This is a genomic window from Palleronia pelagia (assembly GCF_900110115.1).
Taxonomy (GTDB): Bacteria; Pseudomonadota; Alphaproteobacteria; order Rhodobacterales; family Rhodobacteraceae; genus Palleronia; species Palleronia pelagia.
In genome coordinates this window covers 529,690-541,911 of record NZ_FOCM01000002.1, presented here as the reverse complement: position 1 = coordinate 541,911, position 12,222 = coordinate 529,690, and the positions used below count along the sequence as shown (strand labels likewise).

Sequence of the window (12,222 nt, the reverse complement as noted above, 5' to 3'; positions counted from 1 at the left end):
TCGGTGAAGCCGCACACGAAGTTCGAGGCCGAGGCCTACATCCTGACCAAGGAAGAGGGCGGCCGCCACACGCCGTTCTTCGCGAACTACCGCCCGCAGTTCTACTTCCGCACGACGGACGTGACCGGCACGGTGCAGCTGAACGAAGGCACCGAGATGGTCATGCCGGGCGACAACGTGCAGTTCGGCGTCGAGCTGATCGCGCCGATCGCCATGGAAGAGAAGCTGCGCTTCGCCATCCGCGAAGGCGGCCGCACCGTCGGCGCCGGCGTGGTGTCGAAGATCATCGAGTAATCGGAACGCATCCCGGCGCACCCCGCCGGGATGGCCGCTCCGTCGCGCCCCGGACCCGGTCCGGGGCGTGTGCTCAGGATACCGGTCCGATGTGGCGCGAGGGATGAGCCTCGCCCCACCTCTCGACTGAAACCCGTCAAGGGAAAGAGAAGAAAATGGCCGCCAGCCAGAACATTCGTATTCGCCTGAAGGCGTTCGATTACCGGGTGCTCGATTCCAGCACCCAGGAAATCGTCTCGACCGCCAAGCGCACCGGCGCGTCCGTCCGCGGGCCGATCCCGATGCCCAACAAGATCGAGAAATTCACCGTCCTTCGTGGCCCCCACGTGGACAAGAAATCCCGCGATCAGTTCGAAATCCGCACCCACAAGCGGATGCTCGACATCGTCGACCCGACCCCGCAGACCGTGGACGCGCTGATGAAGCTCGACCTGGCCGCCGGCGTGGCCGTCGACATCAAGGTTATGGGAGGCTGACATGCTGCGCTCTGGCGTTATCGCAAAGAAGGTGGGCATGACGCGCATCTTCCAGGAGGATGGTCGGCAGGTGCCGGTCACCGTCCTGCAACTCGACAAGCTGCAGGTGGTCGCACAGCGCACCCCCGAGCAGCACGGCTATGCCGCCGTGCAGCTGGGTGCCGGGACCGCCAAGCCCAAGAACACCTCGAAGGCCCTGCGCGGTCACTTCGCGGTGGCCAAGGTGGAACCCAAGCGCAAGATCGCCGAGTTCCGCGTGGCCCCCGAGAACATGATCGACGTGGGCGAGGAAATCATCGCCTCGCACTACTTCGAAGGTCAGTTCGTGGACGTGAGCGGCACCTCGATCGGTAAGGGCTTTGCCGGTGCCATGAAGCGGCACAACTTCGGCGGCCTGCGCGCCTCGCACGGCGTGTCGATCAGCCACCGTTCGCACGGCTCCACCGGCCAGTGCCAGGACCCCGGCAAGGTGTTCAAGGGCAAGAAGATGGCCGGCCACATGGGCGCCGCCCGCGTGACCACGCAGAACCTGCAGGTCATCAAGACCGACAGCGCTCGCGGCCTGATCATGGTCAAGGGTGCGGTTCCGGGCTCGAAAGGCGGCTGGGTCACCATCAAGGACGCGGTCAAGAAGGTCACGCCCGAGGGTGTCATCTATCCCGCCGCGCTGAAGTCCGCCGCGGACGAGGCCGAGCGTCTTGCCCAGCAGGCTGCCGAGGAAGCCGCCGCCGCCGAGGCCGCGGAAGCCGAGCGCCTGGCCAAGGAGCAGGCCGAGCAGGAAGCCGCCGCGCTGGCCGAAGCTGAGGCGCAGATCGAGTCCGAGAGCTCGGATGCCGACAACAGCGACGCCACCGAGAAGAAAGAGGGCGACGATGAAAACTGATGCCATCACACTGGACGGCGGCAAGGCCGGTTCGGTCGACCTGGACGAGGCCATCTTCGGCCTCGAGCCCCGGGTGGACATCCTGCACCGCGTGGTCCGCTGGCAGCGCAACAACGCGCAGCAGGGCACCCACAAGGTCAAGACCCGGTCCGAGACCAGCTACTCGACCAAGAAGATCTATCGCCAGAAGGGCACCGGCGGCGCACGCCACGGTGACCGCAACGCGCCGATCTTCCGCAAGGGCGGTATCTACAAGGGTCCCGTTCCGCGCAGCCACGGTCACGACCTGACCAAGAAGTTCCGCAAGCTGGGCCTGCGCCACGCGCTGAGCTCGAAGGCGCAAGCGGGCAACCTGGTCGTTCTGGACTCGGCCGACCTGGGCGAAGCCAAGACCAAGACCCTGGCCAAGCAGGTCAAGGATCTGGGCTGGAAGCGCGCGCTGGTGATCGACGGGGCCGAGGTGAACCAGAACTTCGCCCGCGCCGCCGCCAACATCGACGGTCTGGACGTGCTGCCCTCGATGGGCGCCAACGTCTACGACATCCTGAAGCGCGATACCCTGGTCATCACCAAGGCCGGTATCGAAGCCCTGGAGGCCCGTTTGAAATGAGCACGAAGCCCGAGCACTACGACGTGATCCGCAAGCCGATCATCACCGAGAAGGCCACCATGGCGTCAGAGAACGGCGCGGTTGTCTTCGAAGTGTCCATGGACGCGGCGAAGCCGGCCATCAAGGAAGCGGTCGAGACCCTGTTCAATGTCAAGGTGAAGGCGGTGAACACCTCCATCACCAAGGGCAAGGTCAAGCGTTTCCGCGGTCAGCCCGGCCGCCGGCGCGACGTCAAGAAGGCCTATGTGACCCTGGAAGAGGGCAACACGATCGACGTGACCACCGGTCTCTGATCGTCGGACCTTCCGCGAGAACCAAAGAACCCCCGCCAGACCGGCGGGGGTTTTTCTTTTTGCGGCAATTCAGCGCGAGAACAGCACGGGCAACTGGCTGACCCGCAGCAGCTCGCGGGTGGCCGCGCCGATGACAAAGTCATAGGCGCGGGAATGGCCGAACGCGCCGATGGCGATCATGTCCGCGCCGGCCTGGAACGCCTCGGCGTTCAGGGCCGCCGCCACGCCCTCGGCCTGCCAGTTCTTCTGGGTCACGGTGGCCTTGATCCCCTGCCGGTCGAACGCGGCGGCGAGGTCGGACGAGGTCGGGTCGCGGTCGTCGGTATCGTGCCCGTCGTTGACCCGCAGTATATGCGCCGCGTCCCCGTCGCCCAGCAGGGCCATGGCGTCGTGGGCGGCGCGCGCCGCCTCGCGCGAGCCGTTCCAGCCCACTAGAGCCGAATGGCCCAGGCTGTCACCGCTCCAGTCCCGCGGAACGACCAGCACCGGTCGGCCGGCGTTCCGGATCACCGTCTCGAGAACGGTGCTCTGGGTGCCGAAATCGTCCTCGGGCGCGGCGGGCATGACGACGAGATCCGCGACGCGGCCGCTTTCGATGATCCGCTCCGACGCGGGTTCGGTCTTGCAATGCAGAAGCCGCCACTCGGCCACGAAATCCTCGGGCGCGGTCGCGGTCTCGAACGTCTCCTTGATCGCCTCGGACACGTCGATCTGCGACTTGCCGTAGCGTTCGTAGACGGTGTCCGGGATGTGCGTGGCGATGCCAGGATAGACCATCAGCGACTCGACCACGTGCAGGCCGATCAGGTGGGCGTTGTAGCGTCGCGCCAGCAGGCAGGCGGCGGCGGTGGCAGCCTTGGCGCTGTCGCGATCGGTCAGGCAGACAAGAATGGTTTTCGGGGTCATGGTTCTGGCTCCTCTCCCGGAAGGACCGGGCGCACCCGGCCAACTGACGGATAGGATAAAGAGGGTCGCGCGGAGCTGCCTTGATCGGGATCAAGGTGTTGCGACGGGGCCGCTTTAGGGTCGGGCGAAAGAGATGCGTCCCCGGCGACGCGGCGATCGTCTTGCCATGCCATCACAGGATGCCGATGACTTGTCCTGAACCCCTCTTGCCGACCGGCCCGCGCACGTGAGCGACACGCCCCCCGTTTCCGATCGCCCTTGCGACGTCATCCTTGACGGAAACCGGCTGCGGCTGGCCGGGCACCTGACCATCGATGCCTTGCAGACATTCGACCGGGCCGCTGCCGCGGAACTGGCCCGTCGCGCCGTTGTCATCGACATCACCGAAACCGACGCGGTCGATACCGCGGGCGCCTGGCTTCTGGTCGCGCTTGCGGCGCAGGGGCAGGGGGGGGGCGCCGATATCCACGGTGCCTCGTCCCACCAGGCGCAGCTAATTGACACCGTGCGGGCCAACATGCCGCCGCCCGAGGCCGGGTCGGAGGCGACAGGCGGGATGACCGACCGGCTGGCCCGGCTGGGCGGCCGCATCCATGGCGGTGCCGGCGCGGCTGTCGAGCTGGTGTCCTTTCTGGGCCAGGTGGTCGCCACCATCGGCGGGATCATCCTGCACCCGCGACGGCTGCGGCTGACCTCGGTGGTGCATCACTGCCAGGAAGTCGGGTGGAACGCGGTGCCCATCGTCACGCTGATGTCGTTCCTGATCGGCGTCGTGCTGGCCTTCCAGGGGGCCGCGCAGCTGAGCCAGTTCGGCGCCGAAGTCTTCGTGGTCGACCTGATCGCCATCTCGATCCTGCGCGAGCTGGGCATCCTGCTGACGGCGATCATCGTGGCGGGCCGGTCCGGCTCGGCCTTCACCGCCGCCATCGGCTCCATGAAGATGCGCGAGGAGATCGACGCCATGCGCACCCTTGGCCTCGATCCCGTCACTATCCTCGTGGTGCCGCGCGTGCTGGCGCTGATCGTGATGCTGCCGGCGCTGGGGCTGATCGCGGACGTGGCGGGCCTGTTGGGCGGGGCGGTCATGGCCTGGGTCGACCTGGGCGTGTCGCCCGCGGCCTTCCAGGCGCGATTGGTCGGCAATACCGACCTGTGGCATTTCGGCGTCGGCATGATCAAGGCACCGTTCTTCGCGCTGATCATCGGCATCATCGGCTGCTACGAAGGGATGAAAGTGGGCGGCAACGCCGAAAGCCTGGGGCGGTTGACCTCGACCTCGGTGGTGCTTTCGATCTTCATGGTGATCGTGATGGACGCGATGTTTTCGATCTTCTTCGCCGTGGTGGGGGTGTGATGGCCGACGCCCCCGTCATCCGCGTGCGCGGGCTGGTGACGCGCTTCGGTCGGCACGTCGTGCATGACGGGCTGGACCTGGACGTGCGCCGGGGCGAGGTGCTGGGCGTCGTCGGCGGCTCGGGCACCGGCAAGTCGGTCCTGCTGCGCGCCATCGTGGGACTTCTGCGCCCGGCCGAGGGGCAGATCGAGGTGCTGGGCCAGAGCGTGCGCGACACCCCGCCGGACGCCTACCGCCGCCTGCGCCGCCGCTGGGGGGTGATGTTCCAGGACGGCGCGCTGTTCTCGTCGCTGACCGTGCGCCAGAATGTCGAGGCGCCCATGCGCGAACAGCTGGATCTGCCGCCGGACGTGATGCGCACGCTGGCGGGGATCAAGGTGCGCATGGTTGGCCTGCCCGAGGACGCGCAGGGCAAGTACCCGTCCGAGCTGTCGGGCGGCATGCGTAAGCGCGCGGGGTTCGCCCGGGCCATTGCGCTGGACCCCGAGATCGTGTTCCTCGACGAACCCACCGCCGGGCTGGACCCGATCGGTGCGGCGGCGTTCGACCGGCTGATCCGGCAGTTGCGCGATGCGCTGGGGCTGACGGTGTTCCTGGTGACCCACGACCTCGACAGCCTGCACGCCGTGTGCGACCGGGTCGCGGTGCTGGCCGACCGGCGCGTGCTGGCCATCGGCAGCATCGCCGACATGCTGGACGTCGATCACCCCTGGGTGCGCGAGTATTTCCACGGGCCGCGCGCCCGCGCCGCCAAGATCATGCCGCCGGAGCCCGCCTGATGGAGACCCGTGCGAATTTCATCCTGATCGGCGCCTTCACGCTGGCGGCCATCCTGGGGACGCTAGGCTTTTTCATCTGGCTGGCCTCGTTCCAGATCGACCGGCAATACCAGACCTACGGCATCCTGTTCGAGGATGTCTCGGGGCTCGACTCCTCGGGCGACGTCCTGTTCAACGGTATCCGCGTGGGCCGGGTCATCGATTTGCAGATCTACGATGAGGATCCGTCTCGGGTCTTCGCCACGGTGGAGGTCGACGCCGAAACGCCGGTGCGCGAGAACACGGTGGCCCGGCTCCAGTCGCAGGGGGTGACGGGGGTCTCCTACATCTCGCTTTCTGGTGGCACGCCGGGGGCCGAGATGCTGGTGCCCGACGGCGACGGCCTGCCGATCATCCCGTCGCAACGGTCCACCGTGCGAAGCCTGGTCGAGGATGCACCGGGGCTGGTCGTGTCGGCGGGCGAGCTTCTGGCGCAGCTGCGCGACCTCGTGGGGCCCGAAAACCGCGCGCTCGTGAACAACATCCTGCGCATCCTCGATGCGGCGTCGGCGCAGATGGACCAGGCGCTGGCCGATTTCTCGGACGTGACGGGGTCGGTCAGCGATGCGACCGTCCAGATCGCGCGCTTCACCGACCGGCTGGACAGCATCGGCACCGCCGTCGAGCAGACCCTGGGCCGTGCCGACACAGCGCTGGCCGCGGCCGAGCGGACCTTCGGCCGCGCGGACACGGCGCTCGACGCCTCGGTGCCCGCGCTCGAACGGGCCGAAGGCGCCTTCGCCGCGGCGGAAACCGTCCTGGCCAAGGACGTGCCCGCGTTGCTGGCCCAGCTGTCGCAGGCCGCCGAGCGGGTGCAGACCGCCATCGCCGATCTGCAGGACCGGTCCGGGCGCACCATCGACGGCTTCGGACAGACGGCGGTCCTGATGAACCTGCGGCTGGTCGAGCTCGAACGTGCGATGCTGGGGGCGAACACGGCCTTCACCGCCGTGACCGAGGCCGCCGACAGCTTCGACATACTCGTGGATGGCGACGGCACCCTGCTGGTGGCCGAGGCGCGCGGCGTGCTCGCCGACGCCAAGCGCGCGCTGACGGTGATCGAGGACGTGGTCCTGACCGACGTGCCCCCGGTCGTCGCCGACATCCGCGAGGCCGTGGCCACGGCGAGCCAGGCCGTCGACCGTGTGGCGCAGGACATCACCGGTGCAACCGCGCGGCTGACGCCGTTGGCCGACGATGCGTCCAACACCCTGCGCGCGGCCACCGACACCTTCGCCCGGGCCGGCGGCACGCTGGACGCGCTGGACCGCACGCTGGCAGGGGCCGATGCGGCGCTGGGATCGGCGGCCGACGCGTTCGACACCGCCAACGGGCTGATGGAGACCGATATCGCCCCGGTGCTGGACGACATCCGTACCGCTTCGGGGCGGATCAGCGCGGCGGTCGAAGATGTGACCCGGGACGTGCCGGCCATCGCCGCCGATCTGCGGGCCCTGATTGCGCGGGCCGACAGCGTCGTTCGCCAGGTGCAGGGCGCGGTCGCCGGCACCGCACCCGGCCTGACCGAGTTCGCGGACCGGGGCCTGCCTGCGCTGACCCGTCTGGGCGACGAGGCGCGGGCGCTGGTCAACACTCTGAACGGGCTGGCCCGGCGGATCGAGCGGGATCCGGGCCGCTTCCTGCTTGACAATCGCGTGCCGGAATACCGCAGATGACGCCATGAAATCCCTGGACCTGACCCGCCGCGCGACCCTTCTGGGGGGCATGGCCGCATTGGGCGGCTGCGGCGCCCTGGGCGCGCTGAACACCGCCGCGACGCCCTTGCCGATCTACGACCTGAGCGCGCGCAGCGGCGCCAGCGCGGGCCGCCGGACGGACCGCACGCTGGTGGTGGCCCGACCCGAAGCGCCCGCCACGCTGGACACCGACCGGATCATGGTCCGCCCCGATGCCGTGTCGGTGGCCTACGTCCCCGCCGCGCGCTGGGGCGACGACCTGCCCGAGGTCGTGCAGTCGCTGCTGGTGCGCAGCCTGTCGGGCACCGGGCGCATCGGCTACGTTGGCCGCGCCGAGGGCGGCCCGGTGCCGGACCGCGCCCTGCTGACTCGCATCGACGCGTTCGAGGTCGTGGACGCGAGCGAGACCCTGACCGCGCGCGTGGCGATGTCGCTGACACTCATCGCCGACCGAAGCCAGCGGGTGATCGCCTCGCGCGAATTCGCAGGCCAGGCGGTGGCCGGGGACGAAACGCCGCGCGCGGTCGTGCAGGCGTTCCAGACCGTGCTGGACGAGGAACTGCCCGCCATGGCCGACTGGGTCGCCGCGCGCGCCTGAAGGCTGGTTCCGCGGCCCACGGCCTATTGGTCCGAAAGCCGACAGCGGGGCCTTGACCGTTCCGGCGACCTTTCCTACAAGCCCGCATCGGCCTGGCCCCGGATTCGTCCGGGGCTTGGCTTTTGGGCGGCATGCCGCCCGTCCCGGACATCGATTCGGGGCCTCGATGGGCCAACGCGCCGCAGGGTTTCCCCGGGCGCGGCGGACCGAACCAACCGGGGACCTGCCCAGCAGGGCCCTTAAACCGCGGAGCCGCAAGGCTTCGCCACACAACGGAAGACAGAAAGCATGGCACTCAAGTCGTACAAGCCGACGACGCCGGGCCAGCGCGGGCTGGTGCTGATCGACCGTTCGGAGCTGTGGAAAGGCCGTCCGGTCAAGTCCCTCACCGAAGGGTTGACCAAGAACGGTGGCCGCAACAACACCGGACGTATCACGATGCGCCGCAAGGGCGGTGGCGCGAAGCGTCTCTATCGCATCGTGGATTTCAAGCGCACCAAGCACGACATGGAAGCCGTCGTCGTTCGGATCGAATATGACCCGAACCGCACCGCCTTCATCGCGCTGATCCAGTACAGCGACGGGGAACAACGTTACATCCTCGCCCCCCAGCGCTTGGGCGTTGGCGACAAGATCGTCGCCGGCGACAAGGTCGACGTGAAGCCCGGCAACGCGATGCCGTTCCAGGGCATGCCCATCGGCACGATCGTCCACAACATCGAGCTGAAGCCCGGCAAGGGCGGCCAGATCGCACGTGCCGCGGGCACCTATGCCCAGTTCGTCGGTCGCGACGGCGGCTACGCCCAGATCCGTCTCAGCTCGGGCGAGCTGAGGCTGGTGCGCCAGGAATGCATGGCCACCGTGGGCGCGGTGTCGAACCCCGACAACAGCAACCAGAACTTCGGCAAAGCGGGCCGCAACCGTCACAAGGGCATCCGGCCCAGCGTGCGCGGTGTCGTCATGAACCCGGTCGACCACCCGCATGGCGGTGGTGAAGGCCGGACGAGCGGAGGCCGCCACCCCGTGACCCCGTGGGGCAAGCCCACCAAGGGCGCGCGCACCCGTAACAAGAACAAGGCTTCGCAACAGCTGATCATCCGCTCGCGCCACGCCAAGAAGAAAGGACGCTGATAGATGTCGCGTTCCGTCTGGAAGGGCCCTTTTGTCGACGCTTACGTCCTCAAGAAGGCCGAAAAATCCCGCGAGAGCGGTCGCAACGAGGTCATCAAGATCTGGTCGCGCCGTTCCACCATCCTGCCCCAGTTCGTGGGCCTCACCTTCGGCGTCTATAATGGCAAGAAGCATATCCCGGTCAGCGTGTCCGAGGAAATGATCGGCCAGAAGTTCGGTGAATACAGCCCGACCCGTACCTATTACGGTCACGCCGCCGACAAGAAGGCGAAGCGCAAATGAGCAAGGTAAAGAACCCCCGCCGCGTGGCCGATAACGAAGCCATGGCGAAGACCCGCATGCTGCGCACCAGCCCGCAGAAGCTGAACCTGGTCGCCGCCATGATCCGTGGCAAGAAGGTCGAAAAGGCCCTGCAGGACCTGACCTTCTCGAAGAAGCGCATCTCGGACGATGTCCGCAAGTGCCTTCAGTCGGCCATCGCCAACGCCGAGAACAACCACAACCTGGACGTCGACGAGCTGATCGTCGCCGAGGCCTATGTGGGCAAGAACCTGACGATGAAGCGTGGCCGCCCGCGGGCACGTGGCCGGTTCGGCCGCATCATCAAGCCGTTCTCGGAGATCACCATCAAGGTCCGCCAGGTCGAGGAGCAAGCCTAATGGGTAACAAGGTCAACCCCGTCGGAATGCGCCTGCAGGTCAACCGGACCTGGGACAGCCGCTGGTACGCCGACACCAAGGATTACGGTGATCTTCTGCTGGAAGACATCAAGATCCGCGAGTTCATCAAGGAAGAGTGCAAGGCCGCCGGCATCAGCCGTGTGATCATCGAACGTCCGCACAAGAAGTGCCGCGTCACGATCCACACCGCCCGCCCCGGCGTCATCATCGGCAAGAAAGGCGCGGACATCGAAACCCTGCGCCGCAAGCTTGCGTCGATGACCGACAGCGAACTGCACCTGAACGTGGTCGAAGTGCGCAAGCCCGAGCTCGACGCCGCGCTGGTGGGTGAATCCATCGCCCAGCAGCTCGAGCGCCGGGTCAGCTTCCGCCGCGCCATGAAGCGCGCGGTGCAGAACGCCATGCGCATGGGTGCGCTCGGCATCCGCGTGAACCTCGCCGGCCGCCTCGGCGGCGCCGAGATCGCCCGGACCGAATGGTATCGCGAAGGCCGCGTGCCGCTTCACACCCTGCGTGCGGATATCGATTTCGCCCGCGTGGAAGCCAAGACCGCCTACGGCGTGATCGGCATCCAGGTGTGGATCTTCAAGGGCGAGATCCTCGAGCACGATCCGGCTGCCCGCGATCGCCGTGCCCAGGAACTTCAGGATGGTCCCACGCCGCGCGGCGCTGGCGGCCGTCGTTAAGGAGGCATCGATATGCTGCAACCGAAGCGCACAAAATTCCGCAAGATGCACAAGGGCCGCATCCGCGGCGAAGCCAAGGGCGGATCGAACCTGAACTTCGGCACCTTCGGCCTGAAGGCGATGGAGCCCGAGCGGGTCACCGCGCGTCAGATCGAAGCTGCCCGTCGTGCCATGACGCGTCACATGAAGCGTCAGGGCCGCGTCTGGATCCGGATCTTCCCCGACACCCCCGTCACCTCGAAGCCTGTCGAAGTGCGTATGGGTAAGGGCAAGGGCTCGGTCGATTTCTGGGCCGCCAAGGTCAAGCCCGGCCGCGTCATGTTCGAGATCGACGGCGTCGGCGAAGACGTCGCGCGCGAGGCCCTGCGCCTGGCCGCCATGAAGCTGCCCTGCAAGTCGCGCACCGTGATGCGCGAAGACTGGTAAGCCCGTCGTCTTCTCAGCGAGAAGGCGACTCCAGACAGAAAAGCCCCCGCCGTTGCGGGGGCTTTTTCATTTGCCGGGCCCTCTCACGCAAGTCGCACAAGCGCCCAGCCCGCCACCGCGATCTGACCCAGTTGCAGCACCACCGACGCGCCGTGCAGCCGCCCGAAGGCCCGCCTGTCGCCCCGGTCGGTCGCCGCGTTGATCTGTCCCATCAGCACCTGCCGCGCGTAGATCGTCGTGACGCAGATCGCCGCCAGCAGCAGCGCGGCCTGGGCGTCCACCAAGGTCGCGGCCATGGCGGCCAGCAGCGACAGGACGATCACCGACAAATAGTAGGAGGGAAACGTCCCGCGCAGCAGCGGCCGGGCGCGGTCCTCGGGCAGCTGAGCGAACAGCACCGGGGCGAATCCGGCGCTGAAGAAGGTCATGCCGCCGAACAGCAGCGCGCTCAGCAGCAGGGCAGGGATGGTCATGGCGTCCTCCGGGTCCGTGTTTCGGAATGACCTAACGCGATGGGCCCGGCCGACCTTGCGCGGATCGCCGCAGCGCCGTAACGCTGGGCCATGTCCAGAACCACGCCCCTTTTCGTCACGCCGCTCTACCGCGCGCGTCTTGCCGACCACGCCCCTGCCGTCGATGCCGACGAGCTTGCCGCGTCCTGCTTCTCGATCGCCGAGGATGACGAGGCGGGCCAGCAATGGTGCGAGGATAACGACTTTCCCGGCTACACCTCCTACGCCTCGCTGACCGATCTGCCGTGGCGGTTCTCGATCTTCGCCGACGTGGTCAAGGCGCTCGACGCCCACGTCGCCGCCTTCGCCGAGGACCTGGGCTTCGACCTGGGCGACAAGAAGCTGCGGCTGGAAGATATCTGGATCAACATCCTGCCCGAGGGCGGCATCCACACCAGCCACCTGCATCCCCATTCGGTGATCTCGGGCACGACATATGTGGCGATGCCCGCGGACACGTCGGCCATCCGCTTCGAGGATCCGAGGCTGCCGATGATGATGGCCGCGCCCGGCCGTCGGAAGGACGCGCCCGAATCCTTGCGCAACTTCGTCTACGTCAAGCCGCAGGTAGGCGACGTGCTGCTATGGGAATCTTGGCTGCGCCACGAGGTCCCCATGAACATGAGCGAGGACGAGCGGGTCAGCGTGAGCTTCAACTACGCTTGGGGCTAAGCCGCGCGGGCGCGGATCGACCTGAACGATGCGGGCAGGGGCCTTCTGAGCCGCCAGCTTTGCCGGACTCGAAGGAAGGGTGTTGCCAACGCCCCGCAACACTCCTATACGGCCCCCTCATCCACCTCCACCGGGAATCAGGGTGACGTGCTCGCACGGCCTTCCGGTGATGTTGCAAGGAGCATA

17 protein-coding genes are annotated in these 12,222 nt (G+C 67.4%); 15 read left to right on the top strand and 2 right to left on the bottom strand.

Going from position 1 to position 12,222, the window contains the following annotated elements; all coding sequences use genetic code 11:
* From BMX96_RS06930 to BMX96_RS06910, 5 genes are all read left to right on the top strand, one after another.
* Nucleotides 1-294, top strand: a 294-nt coding sequence (locus BMX96_RS06930) for an EF-Tu C-terminal domain-related protein (protein WP_456238456.1), incomplete at its 5' end; no start/stop codon positions are given.
* A gap of 155 nt (nt 295-449) precedes the next feature.
* A complete protein-coding gene (rpsJ, locus tag BMX96_RS06925) occupies nt 450-770 on the top strand; it encodes a 30S ribosomal protein S10 (RefSeq protein ID WP_036175718.1) in 321 nt (106 codons plus the stop codon).
* A 1-nt stretch (nt 771) separates the two neighbouring features.
* Complete coding sequence (rplC, locus tag BMX96_RS06920) at nt 772-1,653, top strand: 50S ribosomal protein L3 (protein ID WP_073128385.1); 882 nt, start codon at nt 772-774, stop codon at nt 1,651-1,653.
* Nucleotides 1,643-2,263, top strand: coding sequence for a 50S ribosomal protein L4 (rplD, locus tag BMX96_RS06915; protein WP_091844815.1), 621 nt, complete (start codon nt 1,643-1,645; stop codon nt 2,261-2,263). Before rplC ends, rplD begins: the two co-directional genes overlap by 11 nt.
* A complete protein-coding gene (locus tag BMX96_RS06910) occupies nt 2,260-2,556 on the top strand; it encodes a 50S ribosomal protein L23 (protein WP_073128387.1) in 297 nt (98 codons plus the stop codon). The genes rplD and BMX96_RS06910 overlap by 4 nt, the downstream gene beginning before the upstream one ends.
* Before the next feature lie 69 nt (nt 2,557-2,625).
* Here the strand turns inward: BMX96_RS06910 and BMX96_RS06905 are convergent, their stop codons facing one another.
* On the bottom strand, nt 2,626-3,462 hold the full coding sequence (locus tag BMX96_RS06905; protein ID WP_091844814.1) for a universal stress protein: 837 nt from the start codon (nt 3,460-3,462) through the stop codon (nt 2,626-2,628).
* A 226-nt stretch (nt 3,463-3,688) separates the two neighbouring features.
* On the opposite strand from BMX96_RS06905, the gene BMX96_RS06900 reads away from it, so the two are divergent.
* The 9 genes from BMX96_RS06900 to rplP all read left to right on the top strand — a co-directional run bounded on the left by BMX96_RS06900 (nt 3,689) and on the right by rplP (nt 10,852).
* Nucleotides 3,689-4,816, top strand: a complete 1,128-nt coding sequence (locus tag BMX96_RS06900; RefSeq protein ID WP_091844813.1) for an ABC transporter permease — start codon at nt 3,689-3,691, stop codon at nt 4,814-4,816.
* Complete coding sequence (locus BMX96_RS06895) at nt 4,816-5,595, top strand: ABC transporter ATP-binding protein (protein WP_073128390.1); 780 nt, start codon at nt 4,816-4,818, stop codon at nt 5,593-5,595. The genes BMX96_RS06900 and BMX96_RS06895 overlap by 1 nt, the downstream gene beginning before the upstream one ends.
* Nucleotides 5,595-7,310, top strand: coding sequence for an MlaD family protein (locus tag BMX96_RS06890; protein WP_091844812.1), 1,716 nt, complete (start codon nt 5,595-5,597; stop codon nt 7,308-7,310). The genes BMX96_RS06895 and BMX96_RS06890 overlap by 1 nt, the downstream gene beginning before the upstream one ends.
* A 4-nt stretch (nt 7,311-7,314) precedes the next feature.
* The gene (locus tag BMX96_RS06885; RefSeq protein ID WP_091844811.1) at nt 7,315-7,929 is read left to right on the top strand and encodes an ABC-type transport auxiliary lipoprotein family protein; all 615 of its coding nucleotides are present in this window, start codon (nt 7,315-7,317) and stop codon (nt 7,927-7,929) included.
* A 288-nt stretch (nt 7,930-8,217) separates the two neighbouring features.
* Nucleotides 8,218-9,060: a 50S ribosomal protein L2 gene (gene rplB, locus BMX96_RS06880; RefSeq protein ID WP_091844810.1), complete on the top strand. Its 843-nt coding sequence runs from the start codon at nt 8,218-8,220 to the stop codon at nt 9,058-9,060.
* 3 nt (nt 9,061-9,063) lie between these two features.
* Nucleotides 9,064-9,342, top strand: a complete 279-nt coding sequence (gene rpsS / locus BMX96_RS06875) for a 30S ribosomal protein S19 (protein WP_073128394.1) — start codon at nt 9,064-9,066, stop codon at nt 9,340-9,342.
* Entirely contained in the window at nt 9,339-9,719 is a 381-nt protein-coding gene (gene rplV / locus BMX96_RS06870) for a 50S ribosomal protein L22 (RefSeq protein WP_073128395.1), read from the top strand. Before rpsS ends, rplV begins: the two co-directional genes overlap by 4 nt.
* Nucleotides 9,719-10,426: a 30S ribosomal protein S3 gene (rpsC, locus tag BMX96_RS06865; protein ID WP_073128396.1), complete on the top strand. Its 708-nt coding sequence runs from the start codon at nt 9,719-9,721 to the stop codon at nt 10,424-10,426. The genes rplV and rpsC overlap by 1 nt, the downstream gene beginning before the upstream one ends.
* Nucleotides 10,427-10,438: 12 nt before the next feature.
* Nucleotides 10,439-10,852 carry a 50S ribosomal protein L16 gene (rplP, locus tag BMX96_RS06860; RefSeq protein WP_073128397.1) on the top strand — a complete coding sequence of 138 codons (414 nt, stop codon included), beginning with the start codon at nt 10,439-10,441 and terminating at the stop codon, nt 10,850-10,852.
* An 83-nt stretch (nt 10,853-10,935) separates the two neighbouring features.
* Here the strand turns inward: rplP and BMX96_RS06855 are convergent, their stop codons facing one another.
* A complete protein-coding gene (locus BMX96_RS06855; protein WP_091844809.1) occupies nt 10,936-11,325 on the bottom strand; it encodes a DUF4149 domain-containing protein in 390 nt (129 codons plus the stop codon).
* 90 nt (nt 11,326-11,415) lie between these two features.
* On the opposite strand from BMX96_RS06855, the gene BMX96_RS06850 reads away from it, so the two are divergent.
* Nucleotides 11,416-12,036 (top strand): 2OG-Fe(II) oxygenase family protein, encoded by a 621-nt coding sequence (locus BMX96_RS06850; RefSeq protein WP_091844808.1) that lies wholly within the window; start codon nt 11,416-11,418, stop codon nt 12,034-12,036.
* The last annotated feature ends 186 nt before the right edge of the window (nt 12,037-12,222 follow it).

Excerpts from the sequence above, each read along its gene's own strand:
- rplC (WP_073128385.1), top strand. The coding sequence starts at position 772 with ATGCTGCGCTCTGGCGTTATCGCAAAGAAGGTGGGCATGACGCGCATC.
- rpsS (WP_073128394.1), top strand. The coding sequence starts at position 9,064 with ATGTCGCGTTCCGTCTGGAAGGGCCCTTTTGTCGACGCTTACGTCCTC.
- BMX96_RS06885 (WP_091844811.1), top strand. The coding sequence starts at position 7,315 with ATGAAATCCCTGGACCTGACCCGCCGCGCGACCCTTCTGGGGGGCATG.
- BMX96_RS06890 (WP_091844812.1), top strand. The coding sequence starts at position 5,595 with ATGGAGACCCGTGCGAATTTCATCCTGATCGGCGCCTTCACGCTGGCG.
- rplP (WP_073128397.1), top strand. The coding sequence starts at position 10,439 with ATGCTGCAACCGAAGCGCACAAAATTCCGCAAGATGCACAAGGGCCGC.
- rplV (WP_073128395.1), top strand. The coding sequence starts at position 9,339 with ATGAGCAAGGTAAAGAACCCCCGCCGCGTGGCCGATAACGAAGCCATG.
- BMX96_RS06850 (WP_091844808.1), top strand. The coding sequence starts at position 11,416 with ATGTCCAGAACCACGCCCCTTTTCGTCACGCCGCTCTACCGCGCGCGT.
- rplD (WP_091844815.1), top strand. The coding sequence starts at position 1,643 with ATGAAAACTGATGCCATCACACTGGACGGCGGCAAGGCCGGTTCGGTC.
- BMX96_RS06855 (WP_091844809.1), bottom strand. The coding sequence starts at position 11,325 with ATGACCATCCCTGCCCTGCTGCTGAGCGCGCTGCTGTTCGGCGGCATG.
- BMX96_RS06895 (WP_073128390.1), top strand. The coding sequence starts at position 4,816 with ATGGCCGACGCCCCCGTCATCCGCGTGCGCGGGCTGGTGACGCGCTTC.
- BMX96_RS06910 (WP_073128387.1), top strand. The coding sequence starts at position 2,260 with ATGAGCACGAAGCCCGAGCACTACGACGTGATCCGCAAGCCGATCATC.
- rpsC (WP_073128396.1), top strand. The coding sequence starts at position 9,719 with ATGGGTAACAAGGTCAACCCCGTCGGAATGCGCCTGCAGGTCAACCGG.
- rplB (WP_091844810.1), top strand. The coding sequence starts at position 8,218 with ATGGCACTCAAGTCGTACAAGCCGACGACGCCGGGCCAGCGCGGGCTG.
- BMX96_RS06905 (WP_091844814.1), bottom strand. The coding sequence starts at position 3,462 with ATGACCCCGAAAACCATTCTTGTCTGCCTGACCGATCGCGACAGCGCC.
- rpsJ (WP_036175718.1), top strand. The coding sequence starts at position 450 with ATGGCCGCCAGCCAGAACATTCGTATTCGCCTGAAGGCGTTCGATTAC.